This is a genomic window from Micromonospora sp. DT47, assembly GCF_049844475.1.
GTDB lineage: Bacteria > Actinomycetota > Actinomycetes > Mycobacteriales > Micromonosporaceae > Micromonospora.
This window is the reverse complement of the sequence record NZ_JBNCLC010000004.1, coordinates 261,025-278,130: the sequence shown is the minus strand read 5'-3', so window position 1 is coordinate 278,130 and position 17,106 is coordinate 261,025. Positions and strand designations below refer to the sequence as shown.

Annotated in this window: 15 protein-coding genes; 10 read left to right on the top strand and 5 right to left on the bottom strand. The window is 73.4% G+C overall.

Translation table 11 applies throughout. From position 1 onward, the window contains the following. Positions 1-3: 3 nt before the first annotated feature. A complete protein-coding gene (gene deoC / locus ACLQ2U_RS08430; RefSeq protein WP_425749987.1) occupies positions 4-963 on the bottom strand; it encodes a deoxyribose-phosphate aldolase in 960 nt (319 codons plus the stop codon). 136 nt (positions 964-1,099) lie between these two features. Between deoC and upp the strand changes: the two genes are divergently transcribed. Next, entirely contained in the window at positions 1,100-1,732 is a 633-nt protein-coding gene (gene upp, locus ACLQ2U_RS08425) for a uracil phosphoribosyltransferase (RefSeq protein ID WP_425749986.1), read from the top strand. Positions 1,733-1,807: 75 nt separating this feature from the next. Next, positions 1,808-2,485: a GOLPH3/VPS74 family protein gene (locus ACLQ2U_RS08420; RefSeq protein WP_425749985.1), complete on the top strand. Its 678-nt coding sequence runs from the start codon at positions 1,808-1,810 to the stop codon at positions 2,483-2,485. A gap of 86 nt (positions 2,486-2,571) precedes the next feature. Here ACLQ2U_RS08420 and ACLQ2U_RS08415 read toward each other — a convergent pair whose 3' ends face one another. Together ACLQ2U_RS08415 and ACLQ2U_RS08410 are read right to left on the bottom strand one after the other, a co-directional pair. Beyond that, positions 2,572-4,239 carry a phospho-sugar mutase gene (locus ACLQ2U_RS08415; RefSeq protein ID WP_425749984.1) on the bottom strand — a complete coding sequence of 556 codons (1,668 nt, stop codon included), beginning with the start codon at positions 4,237-4,239 and terminating at the stop codon, positions 2,572-2,574. A gap of 49 nt (positions 4,240-4,288) precedes the next feature. Further along, entirely contained in the window at positions 4,289-6,301 is a 2,013-nt protein-coding gene (locus ACLQ2U_RS08410; protein WP_425749983.1) for a serine/threonine-protein kinase, read from the bottom strand. Positions 6,302-6,508: 207 nt separating this feature from the next. Here ACLQ2U_RS08410 and ACLQ2U_RS08405 point away from each other — a divergent pair, with 207 nt between their 5' ends. Then, on the top strand, positions 6,509-8,092 hold the full coding sequence (locus ACLQ2U_RS08405) for an acyl-CoA mutase large subunit family protein (protein WP_425749982.1): 1,584 nt from the start codon (positions 6,509-6,511) through the stop codon (positions 8,090-8,092). Positions 8,093-8,703: 611 nt separating this feature from the next. Beyond that, complete coding sequence (locus tag ACLQ2U_RS08400; protein ID WP_425749981.1) at positions 8,704-9,963, top strand: amidohydrolase; 1,260 nt, start codon at positions 8,704-8,706, stop codon at positions 9,961-9,963. Here ACLQ2U_RS08400 and ACLQ2U_RS08395 read toward each other — a convergent pair. After that, positions 9,920-10,900 (bottom strand): DUF4349 domain-containing protein, encoded by a 981-nt coding sequence (locus ACLQ2U_RS08395; RefSeq protein WP_425749980.1) that lies wholly within the window; start codon positions 10,898-10,900, stop codon positions 9,920-9,922. The two genes, ACLQ2U_RS08400 and ACLQ2U_RS08395, sit on opposite strands and share 44 nt — an antisense overlap. 121 nt (positions 10,901-11,021) lie before the next feature. Between ACLQ2U_RS08395 and ACLQ2U_RS08390 the strand changes: the two genes are divergently transcribed. Genes ACLQ2U_RS08390 through ACLQ2U_RS08375 form a run of 4 tightly spaced genes read left to right on the top strand, consistent with a single transcriptional unit; the run spans position 11,022 to position 14,387 of the window. Continuing rightward, entirely contained in the window at positions 11,022-11,651 is a 630-nt protein-coding gene (locus ACLQ2U_RS08390; protein ID WP_425749979.1) for an MBL fold metallo-hydrolase, read from the top strand. 3 nt (positions 11,652-11,654) lie between these two features. Further along, on the top strand, positions 11,655-12,602 hold the full coding sequence (locus tag ACLQ2U_RS08385) for a hypothetical protein (protein ID WP_425749978.1): 948 nt from the start codon (positions 11,655-11,657) through the stop codon (positions 12,600-12,602). A gap of 31 nt (positions 12,603-12,633) precedes the next feature. After that, a complete protein-coding gene (locus ACLQ2U_RS08380; protein ID WP_425749977.1) occupies positions 12,634-13,383 on the top strand; it encodes an SCO6745 family protein in 750 nt (249 codons plus the stop codon). A 41-nt stretch (positions 13,384-13,424) separates the two neighbouring features. After that, positions 13,425-14,387, top strand: coding sequence for a GNAT family N-acetyltransferase (locus ACLQ2U_RS08375; protein WP_425749976.1), 963 nt, complete (start codon positions 13,425-13,427; stop codon positions 14,385-14,387). A gap of 72 nt (positions 14,388-14,459) precedes the next feature. Here the strand turns inward: ACLQ2U_RS08375 and ACLQ2U_RS08370 are convergent, their stop codons facing one another. Next, positions 14,460-14,915: a gamma-glutamylcyclotransferase gene (locus ACLQ2U_RS08370; protein WP_425749975.1), complete on the bottom strand. Its 456-nt coding sequence runs from the start codon at positions 14,913-14,915 to the stop codon at positions 14,460-14,462. 106 nt (positions 14,916-15,021) lie between these two features. Between ACLQ2U_RS08370 and ACLQ2U_RS08365 the strand changes: the two genes are divergently transcribed. Both ACLQ2U_RS08365 and ACLQ2U_RS08360 read left to right on the top strand, forming a co-directional pair. Then, a complete protein-coding gene (locus ACLQ2U_RS08365) occupies positions 15,022-16,425 on the top strand; it encodes an NAD(P)H-quinone dehydrogenase (protein WP_425749974.1) in 1,404 nt (467 codons plus the stop codon). 231 nt (positions 16,426-16,656) lie between these two features. Further along, positions 16,657-17,103, top strand: coding sequence for a MerR family transcriptional regulator (locus ACLQ2U_RS08360; RefSeq protein WP_425749973.1), 447 nt, complete (start codon positions 16,657-16,659; stop codon positions 17,101-17,103). The last annotated feature ends 3 nt before the right edge of the window (positions 17,104-17,106 follow it).

Genomic DNA, 17,106 nt, shown 5'->3' with positions numbered 1-17,106 from the left:
CTCTCAGTCCAGGGTGAAGTAGTCGGGACCGGAGTAGACGCCGGTCGTCAGCTTGGTGCGCTGCATGAGCAGGTCGTTGAGCAGGCTGGACGCGCCGAACCGGAACCAGTCCGGGTCGAGCCAGTCGGCTCCCACGGTCTCGTTGACCGTGACCAGGTACTTGATCGCGTCCTTGGTGGTCTTGATGCCGCCGGCCGGCTTCACGCCGACCTGCCGCCCGGTGGCGGCGCGGAAGTCGCGGACCGCCTCCAGCATCACCAGCGTCACCGGGAGGGTGGCCGCGACCGGGACCTTGCCGGTGGAGGTCTTGATGAAATCGCCGCCGGCCAGCATGGCCAGCCAGGAGGCGCGGCGCACGTTGTCGTAGGTGGCCAGCTCGCCGGTCTCCAGGATGACCTTGAGGTGGGCGTCCCCGCAGGCTTCCTTGGTGGCCACGATCTCGTCGTAGACCTCCTTGTAGCGCCCGGCCAGGAACGCGCCCCGGTTGATCACCATGTCGATCTCGTCCGCGCCGGCCTCGACGGCCGCCCCCACGTCGGCGAGCTTGATCTCCAGCGGCGCCTGGCCGGACGGGAAGGCGGTCGCCACGCTGGCCAGGTGCACGCCGGAGCCGCGCAGCACCTCGGCCACGTACGGGACCATCGCCGGGTAGACGCAGACCGCGCCGACGTGCGGGCAGGACGGGTCGGCCGGGTCGGGGCGCACCGCCTTGGCGGCGAGCGCCCGGACCTTGCCGGGGGTGTCCGCGCCCTCGAGGGTGGTCAGGTCGACCATTCGGATGGCCAGGTCGATCGCCTGGGCCTTGGCGGTGGTCTTGATGGAGCGGGTGCCGAGCTGTGCCGCCCGCTGCTCCGCGCCGACCTGGTCCACGCCGGGCAGGCCGTGCAGGAAGGTCCGCAGAGCGGTCTCGGATCGTCCCAGCTCGGAGAGGTCCGACCGGGCCGACGTCGCTGTCGCCGTCATGCCCCGAATACTACGCATCCTGTCGGGCAGTGATCTTGGTCACGGCCGACCCGTCGGGAGCGCCACACGTGAGCGGCGTCGCCGGTCACCCCGCACCCGCAGTGCCGGGGCCGGCGGACCGGTAGGTTGAGCGATCGTGGACGTACACGTCATTGACCACCCGCTCGCCCAGTCACGGCTGACCGCCATGCGGGACGCCCGAACCGACTCCTCGTCGTTCCGGGCCGCGCTGCACGAACTCACCACCATGCTGGTGTACGAGGCCGCGCGCTCCTTCCCCGTCGAGCAGTACCCGATCCAGACCCCGGTCACCGCCACCGAGGGCACCCGGCTGGCCAACCCGCCGCTGCTGGTGCCGGTGCTGCGGGCCGGTCTCGGCATGGCCGACGCCGCGCTCGGCCTGCTGCCCGAGTCGTCGATGGGCTTCGTCGGCCTGGCCCGGGACGAGGTGACGTTCGAGCCGCGCGCGTACCTGGAGTCGCTGCCCCGCGACCTGACCGGCCTTCCGGTGCTGGTCCTCGAACCGATGGTGGCCACCGGCGGCTCGCTGGAGCACTGCTGCCGGCTGCTCGCCGACCGCGGCTGCACCGACATCACCGTGCTCTGCGTCCTCGTCGCGCCAGTGGCCATCGAGCGGCTGGAGAAGTCGGGCCTGCCGCTGCGCCTGGTCACCGCCTCGATCGACGAGCGGCTGAACGAGGACATGTTCATCGTGCCGGGCCTCGGCGACGCCGGTGACCGGCAGTTCGGCGGCATGCCCCGGTTCTGACCCCATCACGGTCGGCGGGTCGGGTGTCGGCGGGTCGGCGCGCGGGGCAGCGCCCACCCGCTACCGTCTCGGGCCATGACTGGTGTTGCGCTCGCCGAAGAGCTGCTGCTGCTGGCGTACGACGACGAGACCGGCAAGGCGACCATGCCCCGGATCAGCCTCGACCTGGGGATGGCCGCCGCCGTCCTGGTCGAGCTGGCCCTGGCCGGCCGGATCGCGTACGCCGAGGGGAACCTGGCGGTCACCGACCCGACGCCGGTCGGTGAGCCGATCCTCGACGAGGTGCTGGCCCGGATCGCGGCGGACACCCCGCACACGCCGTCCTCGTGGGTGCAGCGGCTGCGGCACCGCCTGCGCGACCGGATCCTCGGCGACCTGGTCGCCCGCGGCGTGGTGCGGGACGTGGAGGAGACCGAGCTGGACTTCATCCACGTGCACCGCTACCCGATGGCGGACGCGTCCGTGGAGGAGGAGACCCGGCAGCGGCTCGCCGAGGCGCTGGCCGACGGGCAGCTGCCCGACGAGCGGACCGCCGCGCTGGCCACCCTGGTCGCGGTGCTCCGGATGGAGCCGGCGCTCGGCCTGACCGGCACGGCGGCCGCCGAGGCTCGCCGCCGGCTGGAGGAGATCGCTGGCGGCGCCGGCTTCTCCGGCAACGTCAGCCTGGACGACTCGGTCGTCCGCCCCTCGGTGGGCCTGGTCATCGCCGCCCTCGGTCAGGCCGTCGACCAGGCTCTCGGCAAGCGCTCCTGAGCCACCCCGCTCCCGGCGATCAAGGGGTTCGCGTCCTCCGGAAGCGCTCCGGGACGCAAACCCCTTGATCAATCTGGCGTGGGGGGTCAGACACCCAGCGCGGTGGCGATCTCGGCGCGCAGCGTCGAGATCGCTGCCTGGGCACGGGTGCGGGCCGCGGCGACGTCGCCGTCCGCGACCGGCTCCACCACCTCGAGGTACGCCTTCAGCTTCGGCTCGGTGCCGGACGGGCGGATCACCACCCGGGCGCTGTCGGTCCGCAGGATCACCACGTCCGAGGCGGGGAGCAGGTCCTCCGCCGCGGTGACCGGGTGCCCGAGCAGGGCGGCCGGGGTGGCCGCCCGGATCCGGGCCATCGCGTCGGCGATCACCCGCAGGTCGTCGACCCGGACGGAGAGCTGGTCGGTGTGGTGCACGCCGAACTCGGCGGCCAGCTCGTCCAGCCGGTCGGTGAGCGTGCGGCCCTGCGCCTTCAGGCCGGCGGCCAGCTCGGCGACGGTCAGCGCGGCGGTGATGCCGTCCTTGTCCCGGACGTGCTCCGGCGCGACGCAGTAGCCGAGCGCCTCCTCGTAGCCGAAGACCAGCGGTTCGGCCCCGCCACCGGCCCGGACGATCCACTTGAATCCGGTCAGCGTCTCGTCGTACGGCAGGCCCCGGGCGGCGCACATCGCCCGGAGCAGGGACGACGACACGATGGTGGTGGCGTACAGGCCCGTCACGCCGCGCCGCATGAGGTGGTCGGCGAGCAGCGCGCCGACCTCGTCCCCGCGCAGCATCCGCCAACCGGTCCCGCCGTCGCGGACGACCACCGCGCAGCGGTCCGCGTCCGGGTCGTTGGCGATCGCGAGGTCCGCGCCGGTGGAGTCGGCGAGCGCGACCAGCCGGTCCACCGCCCCCGGCTCCTCCGGGTTGGGGAAGCTCACCGTCGGGAAGGCCGGGTCCGGCTCGGCCTGGTCGGGCACCACGCCGGGCACCGGGAAGCCGGCCCGGGCGAAGGCGGCGGTCAGCACCGCCGCGCCCACTCCGTGCAGCGGGGTGTACGCCACCGTCAGGTCGCGCGGCCCGTCCGGCGCGATCACCGCGGCGGCCCGGTCGACGTACGACGCCACCAGGTCGTCGCCGAGCACCTGGCCGTGCGGGCCGAGCGGCACCTGCGCCAGCGGGCCGACCGCCCGGATGGCCGCCTCGATCCCGGCGTCGGCCGGCGGCACGATCTGCGCGCCCGCGCCGAGTACCCCGCCGAGCTGAGCACCGAGGTAGACCTTGTAGCCGTTGTCCTGCGGCGGGTTGTGGCTGGCGGTGACCATCACTCCGGCCACCGCCCCCAGGTGCCGGACCGCGTACGCCAGCACCGGGGTGGGCAGCGGTCGGGGTAGCAGCAGCGCGGGCCGGCCGGCACCGGTGGCCACCTCGGCGGTGCGCTCGGCGAACGCGCGGGAACCGTGCCGGGCGTCGTACCCGATCACCAGCGGGCCCTCGCCGCCCTGGGCGGCGAGCCAGCCGACCAGCCCGGCGGCGGCCCGGGTGACCACGGCGAGGTTCATGCCGTTGGGGCCGGCGCGCAGCGGGCCGCGCAGCCCGGCGGTGCCGAAGGTCAGCGGCCCGGCGAACCGGTCGGCCAGCTCCGACGCGCTCCCCGGCAGCCGGTCGAGCACCGCCCGCAGCTCGTCCCGGCTGGCCGGGTCGGGGTCGTCATCGAGCCAGCGCCGAGCCTGGTCGCGAATCTGGTCAAGGTCAGTGGTTTCCGCCGCCATTGCCTCTTGATAGCACGGCGGCGGACCACCACTCTGCGTTGCCCTCAGCTCAGCTGGCGGCGGCGAGCTTGAACGACCCCACCATCGCGTCGAAGATGGGCTTGCTCCCGGCAAACTTGGCGTCGGTCGAGGTGAGGTAGAACGAGTAGACCTTGCCATCGTGCACCACGCCGCGCCACACCCCGTGCCGCATGTTGTCGCCCTCACCGCAGGTGTACTCGAACTCGGCTGCGGCCTCACCGGCCAGCTCCTGCTCGGTCATCGAGAGCTGGTGGTACGGCTTGACGCAGGACTTGCTGCGCTCCTTCAGGCCCTTCGCCGCGATCTCGGCCCACCGCATCGAGCTGTCGCCGCGGAAGTCCTCGGTGAGGATGCGGACCTTGCGGCCGCTGTCCTCCGGGTCGACGTAGTCGACGAAGACGCCGCCGGTCGCCTTCTTCCAGCCCTTCGGCACCATCACCCGCACGCCCTTCGCCGAGTGCTCCTGCAACTCGACGCCGGGGTTGGCCGGGGCGGTCGCGGTCGGCTGGGTCTGGAGCGGGGCGGTGGGCTTCGGGTCGCCGCCGCTGAACATCGCCACCATGCCGATCAGCAGGACCACCGCCAGGCCGCCGGCCGCTGCGAGCTGGACCTTGCGGGGCCAGCCCTTGACCGTGGTGACCAGCTGACCGCCGGCACCCTTGGCCTTGCCGAGCGGGCCGCCGTCGGCCCCGCCCGGCGCGGTGGCCGGCGAGGTCCACGGCTGGCCGGTGCCGGGCACCGACCACTGGCCGCCGCCGTAGACCGGCTGGGTGGCGTCCGGGTGGCCGCCGTAGACCCGCTGGGTGGCGTCCGGATGGCCGGTGCTGATCCGCTGGGTGGCCTCCGGCGCGCCGCCGTACGTCCCGGCCACCGGCCGACCGGGTGGGGGCATCGCCCCGGTGGGGGTGTGCAGCGGGCCGGCCAGCGCGTCGGCGCTGGTGTCGTCGAGCCCGGCGGCGGCCACGGCCGGCGTCGGCCGCTCGCCGCGGCGCAGCGCGGCCAGCCGGTCGGTCAGCGACTCCCTCGGGTCGAGCATGGCCCGGCCGCCGATCTGCCCGCTCGGCTTCGGCTCGGGCTGCGCGGGCAGGGCGGGCGGCGCCGGGGGGCGCTGCACCGGCACCACCGCGTACGGGTCGGTGACCGAGTTGACCGCGGTCGCGGTGCTGGTCAGCGGCCCGGCGAGCAGTTCGCGGAGCATCGCCCGCGCGGTGTGCACGTCGAGCCGGCGGCCCGGGTCCTTCTCCAGCAGGCCCATCAGCACCCGGGTCAGCGGGCCGCTGCGCTGCGGCGTGGCCGGCGGGTCCTCGACCACGGCGTGCATGGTCTCGATCGGGTCGCCCCGGTCGAACGGGGGCCGCCCCTCCACCGCGGTGTAGAGCGTCACGCCGAGCGAGAAGAGGTCGCTAGGCGGGCCGAACTCCTGGCCCATGGCCCGCTCGGGGGAGATGAAGTGCGGCGAGCCGAGCACCATGCCGGGGGTGGTGAGCTGGACGTCGGTGGGCATCCGGGCAACGCCGAAGTCGGTCAGCACGCAGCGACCGTCGGTGCAGATCAGCACGTTGGCCGGCTTGACGTCGCGGTGCAGCACGCCGTTGGCGTGCGCCACCTCGAGGGCGCCGAGCAGCGCGATGCCGATCTTGGCGACCGCGCGGGGCGCGATCGGCCCGTCCTCGATCACCATGTCGGCCAGGCTGCGCGCGTCCAGCAGTTCCATCACGATCCAGGGGCGGCCACGCTCGGTGACCACGTCGTACACCTGGACCACGGCGGGGTGCTGGATGGCCGCGGCGGCGCGGGCCTCGCGCAGGGTGCGCTCGTACATGGCGTCCCGGTCGCTGGGGGCCAGCCCCGGGGGCAGGACGACCTCCTTGACCGCCACGTCACGCCGCAACAGGGTGTCTGTGGCACGCCAGACCGTGCCCATGCCGCCGTTGCCCACCGAGGAGCGCAGCGAGTAGCGACCACCGATGGTGGTGCCGGGTGCCGCGCGTCCGTTCGGAGGACTGACTGGTCCGCCGCTCCACGTCGGGATCTGAGTCACAGAAAAGCCACCGGGGGATATCGAGGGGGCTGGGACACAACTCCCCTATCTTGCTGGTTCCGACGCCCGATGCGAAACCCGACGCGGCGGACCTTTGCTCTACTCGACGCTACGTGCGCAGGTGTTCACCTCTGGGCGATCTCCGTCGTGCCTGGGTGTGCGGTATCCCTCACCCATAGATGCCGCCCGGCGTCCTACCATCCGGTGATGAGCGAACGGCGGTCCAGCGAGTCCGGTTTCCCCATCAAGGGCGTCTACACGGCGGCCGACCTCCCCGGTGAGCTGGAGACCCGACTCGGCGGGCCGGGCGAGTTCCCGTACACCCGTGGGGTCTACCCCACCATGTACACCTCCCGCCCGTGGACCATGCGGCAGTACGCCGGCTTCGGCACCGCCACCGAGTCCAACGCGCGCTACCACCAGTTGTTGCGGGCCGGCACGATGGGTCTCTCCGTCGCCTTCGACCTGCCCACCCAGATGGGCTACGACTCCGACGACCCGATCGCGCACGGCGAGGTGGGCAAGGTCGGGGTGGCCATCGACTCCATCGAGGACATGCGGCTGCTCTTCGACCGCATCCCGCTGGACAAGGTCTCCACCTCGATGACCATCAACGCGCCTGGCTCGGTGCTGCTCCTGCTCTACCAGCTCGTCGCCGAGGAGAACGGCGTCGCCAGCGGCGCCCTCAACGGCACCATCCAGAACGACATTCTCAAGGAGTACATCGCCCGGGGGACGTACATCTTCCCTCCGAAGCCCTCGCTGCGGCTGGTCGCCGACACCTTCGCGTACTGCCGCAAGGAGGTGCCGAAGTGGAACACCATCTCGATCTCCGGCTACCACATGGCGGAGGCCGGCGCGACGCCTGCGCAGGAGATCGCGTTCACCCTGGCCAACGGCGTGGAGTACGTCCGGGCCGCGCTGGAGGCCGGGCTGGCCGTGGACGACTTCGGGCCCCGACTGTCGTTCTTCTTCGTCGCCCGAACCACCCTGCTGGAGGAGGTCGCGAAGTTCCGCGCCGCCCGGCGGATCTGGGCCCGGCTGATGCGCGACGACTTCGGCGCCAAGGACCCGAAGTCGATGATGCTGCGCTTCCACACCCAGACCGCGGGCGTGCAGCTCACCGCCCAGCAGCCCGAGATCAACCTGGTCCGGGTCGCGGTGCAGGGGCTGGGCGCGGTGCTCGGCGGCACCCAGTCGCTGCACACCAACAGCTTCGACGAGGCGATCGCGCTGCCCACCGAGAAGGCCGCCCGGCTGGCGCTGCGGACCCAGCAGGTGCTGGCGTACGAGACGGACCTGACCGGCACCGTCGATCCGTTCGCCGGGTCGTACGTGGTCGAGGCGATGACCGCCGAGATCGAGGCGGCGGCGACCGAGCTGATGGAGCGGGTGGCCGACCACGGTTCGGCGGTGGACGCCATCGAGGCCGGTTTCCAGAAGCGGGAGATCGAGCAGTCCGCGTACCGGATCGCCCAGGAGATCGACTCGGGCGAGCGGGTGGTGGTCGGCCTCAATCGCTTCACCATCGACGAGGAGGAGCCGTACGAGCCGCTGCGGGTGGACCCGGCGATCGAGGCGGCCCAGGCGGAGCGGCTGGCCCGGTTGCGCGCGGAGCGGGACAACGCGGCGGTCGAGCGGGCCCTCGCGGAGCTGCGCGCCGCGGCCGAGGGCTCCGACAACGTGCTCTACCCGATGAAGGAGGCGCTGCGGGCCCGGGCCACCGTCGGCGAGGTCTGCGGGACGCTGCGCCAGGTGTGGGGGACGTACCGGCCGAGCGACCGGTTCTGACCTGAGCTTCCACGGCGGCCCCCGCTCGCGCTCCGGCGCGGCCGGGGGCCGCCGTGCGGGTAGGGGTGGTGGTGGATCCGGGGGTCGCCGGCCGGCCCGCCGGAGAGCTACCGTCGGTCACAGATCCCCGGTGGCGCATCGCGATCCGCGGCGCCGCCCGGGCAGCGTGGCCCGCCGGGGCGGGTGTGTGCCCCCCGGGGTTCCTGGGTAACCCGAGCGGGTGAATCGGACGGACAGCGTGTCCGGTCGCGCGCGGGACCGCTGTGTCACCGTCGGGAGTCGCCTGACTGCCGAGGGTCGTCGGTTAATTGTCGGAGCGGCAGTTAATCGCGGCGACTAATGCGACAATTCGGAACGACGGCCCCGGATCGACGGCGATTTCGTGACCGCCGAAACGGTTACGCGTTGTAGGAGGTGTGGGGCAGATGACGGCGTTCGAACGCGATCTACCTGCTGTCCCGCAGATTTTCGAGCCCTCTCACCAGGGCTTACGTGACGCTGCGCGGTCCGATCACTACCGTAACGAGGTTGCGCAGCGTCACCGGCGGAGGTCTAGGCTGTCTGCTGTCCTCCCCGATGATCCATCCATTCCTAGTGATCGAGAATTCGACGTGACGAGTGCGTTGACGCTGCCGAACGGCAGCCAGCTGGCGTCGTCCTGGCCGGAGGCACCGTCCGGGTCCCAGCCCCTGCCCTTCGAACTGGATCATCTGCTCGCCCTGCGGGTACCCGGCCTCATCGCCACCCGTCGCCACATCCACTCCCACCCGGAACTCTCCGGCGAGGAGTTCGAGACGGCGGCGCTGATCGCGCGCGAGCTCTCCCTGGCCGGCCTGCACCCGCGGCTGCTGCCCAAGGGCAACGGTGTCATCTGCGACATCGACGGGCGCCCCGACGGCCCGGTGATCGCGCTCCGCGCCGACATCGACGCGCTGCCGCTGACCGACCCGAAGGACGTCTCGTACCGGTCCACGGTGGAGGGCGCCTGCCACGCCTGCGGCCACGACGTGCACACCACGGTGATGCTCGGCGTCGGCATGCTGCTGGCACAGCTCGCCGACGCCGGCCAGCTCGACGGCCGGATCCGGCTGATCTTCCAGCCGGCGGAGGAGATCCTGCCCTGCGGGTCGCTGGAGGTCATCGAGGCCGGCGGCCTGGAGGACGTGGTCCAGATCTTCGCGGTGCACTGCGACCCCACGCTGCCGGTCGGCAAGGTGGGGCTGCGGGTCGGGCCGATCACCGCGGCCGCCGACAACGTCACCGTCCGGCTCACCGGCCCGGGCGGGCACACCGCCCGACCGCACCTGACCGTCGACCTGGTCGACGCGCTGGGCCGGCTGGTCACCGAGGTGCCGGCCCTGGTCAGCCGCCGGGTGCCGGCCAACAGCGGACTGCTGCTGGTGTTCGGCCACGCTTCGGCCGGCACCCGCTACAACGTCATCCCCTCCGAGGCGTGCGCTTCCGGCACCCTGCGGGTGATGGACCGCGACACCTGGGAGCAGGCTCCCAAGATCGTCGCTCAGGTCGTCCGGGACGTCATCGCGCCCACCGGCGCCACGGTCGACCTGGAGTACCTGCGCGGCCGGCCGCCGGTGAGCAACGACTCCCGGGCGATCCAGGTGTTCACCGCCGCCACCGCCGCGGCGCTCGGCCCGGAGGGGATCGCCGAGACCCCGCAGAGCATGGGCGGCGAGGACTTCTCCTGGTACCTGGAGTACGTCCCCGGCGCGCTGGCCCGCCTCGGCGTCGGCCGGTCCGGGCCCAACGTGGACCTGCACCGGGGTTCGTTCGACGTGGACGAGCGGGCCATCCCCGCCGGGGTGCGACTCATGGTGCAGACCGCGTTGCGGGCACTGGCGGCGGCGCGGTAGGAGCCGGCGGACGCGGGCCGCCGGGAGCCGGCGGACCGCCGACCGGCGTCGTGGGCGGCGCCGGGGGAGCGGGCCGTCGCCGACGCCGCCGGCGCAGCACCACCATCAGCACCACCAGGGGTACGCCGAAGGTCAGCAGCCAGGGCAGCACCGCCCCGAGCACGGTGAGCAGGATGCTCATCGAGGCCACGAAGACCCGCCAGCCGCCGCGCAGCCCGACCAGGAAGCCGGTGTCGGTCTCCTCCTCGGCCGTCGAGGCGTCCTTGCCGACGAACGTCACGGTGATCGTGGAGAGCGCGGTCAGGTCCGCCAGCCGCCGCTTCTTCGCCTCCAGTGAGGCGAGATCCGCCTCCCGCCTGGCCACATCCTCCTCCAGCGACACCAGCTCGGAGATCGAGGTGGCCCGGGCCAGCAGCTTGCGGGCGCTCTCCACCCGGGCCCGCTGGGTGGTGATCCGGGCATCCAGGTCGACGGTCTCCTCGGTGACGTCCTGCGTCCGCACCTCGCGGCGCTGCTGCCGGCCGTACGTGGCCAGCTCGTCGATGAGCGCGGTGAACTTCGCCGCCGGCACCCGCAGCTCCAGCTCGGCCTCCGCGTCGGCGGCGACGCTGCGCCGCTGGTCACCGCCGACGAACCCGCCGGCCGCGGTCACCGCGGCGACCGCCTTGCGGGCCGCGCCCTCCACGTCGTCCACCTGCACCCGCATCGTTCCGGTGTAGATGATCGACCGCTGGTCCACCCGCAGGTCCGGGGCGCCCGCACCGGCCTTGCCCGGCTCGGCCGCCCCACCCGCCGGCGCCCCGCCGGCCGGCGCGTCCGCCCGGGAGCCGTTCGAGTCGGCCGAGTCACCACCCGCACCGCAACCGGCCAGCAGCAGCACCGCCAGCCCCAGCGCCGCCCACGTCGATCCGCGGCGGCGTCCCATCTGTCTGCTCATCCCCGCTCCGTCCTCTGAATGCCCCGGTTCCCGGGGGCGATGGCTCGGACGCGACGCGACACCGCGCCGGTTCCGGCAGACTGCGCTGAGGACGTCACGATTCGGTAATCGAGGAGTCACGATGCAGCTCACCAAGTACGCGCACTCCTGCCTCCGGGTCCAGCACGACGGGGCGGTGCTGGTCATCGACCCGGGCGTGTTCAGCGAGCCGGAGGCGCTGGACGGGGTGGACGCGGTGCTCATCACCCACGAGCATCCGGACCACGTGAACGTCGAGGCGGTGGTCCGGCAGCTCGACAAGAGGCCGTTCCCGATCCACGGCCCCGCCTCGCTCGCGACCACCCTCGGGGACGCGGCCGAGGCGCTGACCCCGGTGCAGCCCGGCCAGTCGTTCACCGCGGCCGGCGTCGCGGTCCGCGCCTACGGCGGGCGGCACGCGGTCATCCACCCGGACATCCCGGTCGTGGACAACCTGGGGTACCTGGTCAACGACGTGGTCTACCATCCCGGAGACTCTCTGGTCGTCCCCGACGAGGTGCAGGTGGACACGCTCTTCGCCCCGATCCACGCGCCCTGGTCGAAGTTCTCCGAGGTGGTCGACTTCATCCGGGCGGTCGCGCCGCGCCGCGCGTACGCCCTGCACGACGCGCTGCTCAACGACAACGGGTACGGCGTGCTGGACCGGCAGTACGCCGCGCTGTCCCGCACCGACTACCAGCGGCTCGAACCGGGCAGCCGGATCGACGCCTGACCCGTGCCCGCCGTCCCGTCCGACCTGGTCCGGCAGCTCTACCGCACGCCGCCGGACCGGTTCGTCGCCGCCCGGGACGCCGCCGTCGCCGAGGCCCGCAGGGCCGGTGACGCCGCTGGCGCCCGCCAGATCGCCAGGCTGAAGCGTCCCACCGTGGCGGCCTGGCTGGTCAACCTGCTCGCCCTGGAACGCCCCGAGCTGGTCGCCGACCTGGCCCAGCTCGCCGAGGCGCTGCGCGCCGCCCAGCGCGACCTCAAGGGCCCGAAGCTGCGGGAACTCTCCGCCCAGCGACGGGCCGTGGTCTCCGCCCTGGTCGCCGAGGTCCGCCGGATCGCCGCCGGTACGCCGGACGCCCCGTCGGCCGGGAAGCTGCCGCTGGCCGAGGTGGAGGCCACCCTCAACGCCGCACTGGCCGACACCGAGGTGGCCGAGCAGGTCCGCTCGGGACAGTTGCTGCGGGCGGCCCACTATGCCGGCTTCGGCGAGGTGCCCCGGCCGCAGCTGCGGTTGGTCACCGGGGGCGCCGAGGAGCCGCAGCCGGAGCGGGCGCCCGACCGGGCGGCGGAGCGGGCCGGGGCGCGCCGGGCCCGGGACGAGCGAGCGGCGGCGCGGGCGGCCCGGGCCGAGCGCGCGAAGCGTCGCCGGGCGCTGGAGAAGGAGCTGGCCGCGGCGCGTAGCGACCAGGAGCAGGCCGAGTCCGAGCTGGACGGCGCGACGGAGGCCGAGCGGGACGGCACCGCCGCCCTGGACCGCATCGAGGCCGAACTGGCCGAACTGGAGCGTCGGCGGGCCGCCGCCGAGCAGGAGCTGAGCCGGTCGAAACTGGCCCGCCGCGCCGCCGAGCGGGCGCTGACCGCCGCCCGCCGGCGCGCCGGCGAGGTGGAGGCGGCGGTCGAGGCGGTGGATGCCGAAGAGGAGGATGCCGCCACGGCCGACGACCGGACAGAATGAGCCCGATGGATGCCGCTAACGGGCGGTCCGCGTGACGCCGGAGCAGGTGGCGGCCGCCAGCAAGCCCGCCGTGCTGGAGCTGGGGGAGGCGTTCAGCCGCTGCCCGGGCACGCTGCGCCGGGCCCGGCTGCTCGGCATCTCCGGCTGGGCCTTCTACATCACCGGCCGGGCCGGCGCGCTCGGCGATGTCCGCGCCGAGACGGTCGCCGCCGCGCTCGGCTTCATCGCCCCGGAGGCGGTCGCCGACGGGTGGGACGCGGCCGCCCGGGTGGTCCGGCCGCTGGACGTGGCCGCGGCCAACCTCGCCGAGTGCTGCCGCTGGGGCGCCCAGCACCTGGACGACCTGCCGGGGATGCCGCGGCTGGCCGCGCTGCTGGAACGGGTGGTGGCCGCCGCCGATCCCACCGGGATGCCGCTCTTCGCCGCCTGGCGGGCCATGCCGGTGCCGGCCCACGCCGCCGGCGCCCGGGCCGCGGTCGGGCTGCTGCTGCTCCGCGAGCACTTCACCGGGGCGTACCTGCTGGCCGTCCGGGCCGGTGGGATGACGCCGCTGGAGGCGGTGCTGGCCGGCCCGGAGGGCGAGACCGGGGCGACGGCGTGCGGCTGGTCGCCGCCGTACCCGCCGGTCGGCCCGCTGGTCCGCCGGCGGCTCTGGGCGGAGGCGGTCACCGACCGGCTGGCGTCGGCGGCGTTCCAGGCGCTGCGCCCGGGGGAGGGTACGGAGCTGGTGGAGCTGCTCGCCGCCACCCGGGCCCGGCTCGCCGCTCCGGTGGCGCGATAAATCGGCGGCGGGCGGCCCGGTCCGCTGCCAGAATCCGGTCCGTGACCCTCCCCGCCGGCTGGACCGCCCGCCGACCCACCAAGGACGACGTCCCCGCGATCCTCGCCGTGGTGCACGCCGCCGACACCTTCGCCGTCGGCTACCCGGACTTCGACGCCGAGGACGTCGAGGCCGCGCTGACCGCGCCGTTCTTCGACCCGCAGCGTGACTCCTGGCTGGTCGCCGACCCGGAGGGGACGGTGGTCGCCTGGGCGACGCTGGACAACCCGACCGGGGTGGGCCGGGAGTTCGTCGAGGTCCACGTCGACCCGGAGCGCGGCGGGTCGCTGCGCGCGCCGCTGCTCGCCCGGCAGCTGGACCGGGTCGCCGGGCGGGCCGCCGAGCGGGGCCTGCCCGCGCTCACCGTCCGCGCCGCCGTCTCCGCGCCGGAGACCCACTGGGCCGCCGAGCTGGCCGAGGTCGGCTTCACCCGGGTCAAGCGGTACGTGCGGATGACCCGCCCGCTGGCCGGCCTGCCCGCCGAGCCGGCCGCCCCGACCGGGGTGACGATCCGGGCGCTGCGCGTCGACGACGAGGCCGACCTGCGCCTGTTCCACCGGATCTTCGACACCGCGTTCCGGGACACCCCGGACTACGAGCCGCTCGACTTCGACCGCTGGCGGGAGCAGATCCCCACGTACGGCAGGGTCTGGGACGAGTGGTTCGTCGCCGAGGTCGACGGGGAGCCGGCCGGTGCCCTCCAGTCCTCCGACCAGGCGCTCGATCAGGACATGGGCTGGGTGCGCACTCTGTCGGTCCTGCCCGCGTACCGGCGGCGCGGGGTGGGCGCGGCGCTGCTGTGGCGGGCCTTCACCGTCTACGCGGCCAAGGGGCGCGGCTCCGCCGGCCTCGGCGTCGACCTGACCAACCCGACCGTCCCGGTCACCCTGTACCGCTCGGTGGGGCTGCACGAGGGTCGCTGGACCGACATGTACGAGCGGATCGTCCCGGCCGCCGGTGTGTGATGCACGACGCCCGTCGGGGTCGGCGGCGAGCGCCGGCGGCCCCGGGAGCAGACTGGGGGCGTGGGATACGCGCTACGCCGACGCGGTGCCGGTGGGGCGGGACCGCAGCTCGGTGACGTAGTCGTCCGGCGCGCCCGCCTTCTCGGCCGCGTTCGCGATCTCCGACAGATACCAGGAGGTCGGCAGGCCGCCCTCGTACCCGTCGAAGACATACATCCACGCGGTCACGTCGCCGTCCAGAGTCGAGACCCGGACGTGCAGCTTGCGGTACGTGCCGGCGGTGACGCCGTCGATCTCGTCGAGCTGCGCGGCGTCGTACGGGTGGATGTCGTACAGCGCCACGAAGACCCGGTCGCCGGGGGACTCGACGACCGTGCTGACCGAGCCCTCCCAGCCGATCACGTCCTCGCCCGCGAAGGTCAGCCGCCAACCCTCCAGCCAGCCGACGCCCACCATCGGCGAATGCGGGCAGTAGGCGCGCATCCGGGCGGGGTCCAGGTTTGAGCCGTAGGCCGCGTAGTGACGCACGGCGATGACGATAGCCCGGCGGACGGGTGGGGGAGAATACGACGGTGCGTGTCGGACGCGTTCGGGAGAAGAAAGTCACTGTGAGCACTGACGGAGGGCGGGGGCTGTGAGCCACATCGTGATCATCGGCGGGGGGCCGGCCGGCTACGAGGCGGCGCTGGTGGCCGCCCAGCTGGACGCCGACGTCACCGTGGTGGAGGCCGAGGGGGCCGGCGGCGCCTGCGTGCTCTCCGACTGCGTCCCGTCGAAGACCTTCATCGCCAGCTCGGAGGTGGTGACCGGCTACCGGGACACCGAGGAGTTCGGGGTGCACTCCGACGGCCTGGAGGCGGTGACGGTCGACGCCCAGACGGTCCACGAGCGGGTGAAGCGGCTGGCCCTGGCCCAGTCCGCCGACATCCACGCCAAGCTGGTCAAGGCCGGGGTCACCTTCGTCGCGGGCGCCGCCCGGCTCGGCGAGGACACGCTCGGTCACACCCACCGGGTGATCGTCACTCCCGCCGACGGTGGCGTTGAGTATTCGATCGCCGCCTCCACCGTCCTGGTGGCCACCGGCGCCACCCCCCGCCAGCTGCCCACCGCCGTACCGGACGGCGAGCGGATCCTCACCTGGCGCCAGGTGTACGACCTGCCCGAGCTGCCCGATCACCTGATCGTGGTCGGTTCCGGCGTGACCGGCGCCGAGTTCGCCAGCGCGTACCTGGCGATGGGGGTCGAGGTCACCCTGGTCTCCAGCCGGGACCGGGTGATGCCGCACGAGGACGCCGACGCGGCGATGGCCATCGAGCGGGTGTTCCGCAACCGGGGCATGAGCATCCTCAACAACTCCCGGGCGGACGCGGTCCGCCGTACCGACGAGGGCGTCGAGGTCCAGCTCTCCGACGGCCGGATCGTGTACGGCTCGCACGCGCTGATCGCCGTCGGTTCGGTCCCGAACACTGCCAACCTGGGGCTGGCCGAGTACGGCGTCGAGCTGGCCCGGGGCGGTTACGTGACGGTCGACCGGGTGTCCCGGACCAACGTCCCCGGCATCTACGCGGCCGGCGACTGCACCGGAGTGCTGCCCCTGGCCAGTGTCGCCGCCATGCAGGGCCGGATCGCGATGTGGCACGCGCTCGGCGAGGCGGTCCGGCCGCTGCGGCTGCGTACCGTCGCGGCGAACGTCTTCACCGACCCGGAGCTGGCCACCGTCGGCGTTTCCCAGGACGAGGTGGACGCCGGCAAGGTGCCCGCCCGCCAGGTGATGCTGCCGCTGTCGGGCAACGCCCGGGCGAAGATGGACGACCTCGCCGACGGCTTCGTCAAGCTCTTCTGCCGGCCGGCCAGCGGCCAGGTGATCGGCGGCGTGGTGGTGGCGCCGAAGGCCAGCGAGCTGATCCTGCCGATCACGATGGCGGTGGAGAACAACCTCACCGTCAACGAGCTGGCCCACACCATCACGATCTACCCGTCGCTCTCCGGTTCGATCACCGAGGCCGCCCGCCAGCTGATGCTGCACGAGCTGGAGTAGACCGGGCATCTCCGCCCATCGCAGGTCACGCCCGATCGCCCGGCCGATGGCGCGCACCTGTTTCCGCTGGCTCAGCGGTGAGGTCAATCCCGCATCCGCTGACGGACGAGGTGACCGCGATGATGCCGAGCGGCGTACCCCGCGACGAGGATCAGCTGCGGCTCGGGACCCCGGCGGACGCGGACGTCGGCGTTTGCGCTGGAGTGCGCTCCAGCGGCTAGCGTCGTGCGCATGGCGATCGCAACCGATGAGGCCACGATCGGGATCCGCGCCGTCTCGGAGCGGACCGGCCTCAGCCTCGACACCCTGCGCTGGTACGAGAAGGAAGGCCTGCTGCCGCCGGTCGACCGCAGCCCGGACGGCCGTCGCGCCTACTCGGCGGCCTCCCTCGGCTTCCTCGAACTCATCCAGGCGCTGCGGCGCACCGGCATGCCGGTGGCCGACGTCCGGGCGTTCGTGCGGCTTCTCGACGAGGGCGCCGCGTCGCATGGGCGGCGGATGACGCTGCTGGAGCAGCAGCGTGCCGCCATCCAACGGCAGATCGGCCAGCACACCGCGGACCTCGCGACGGTCGAATGCAAGATCGCCCACTACCGCGAGCTGATCGACCGTGGCCTCGACTGCGCCGGGGCGCCGGTCGACCAGGCCACCGTCGCGGCCCAGCGCCAGCTTTCCTAGAAG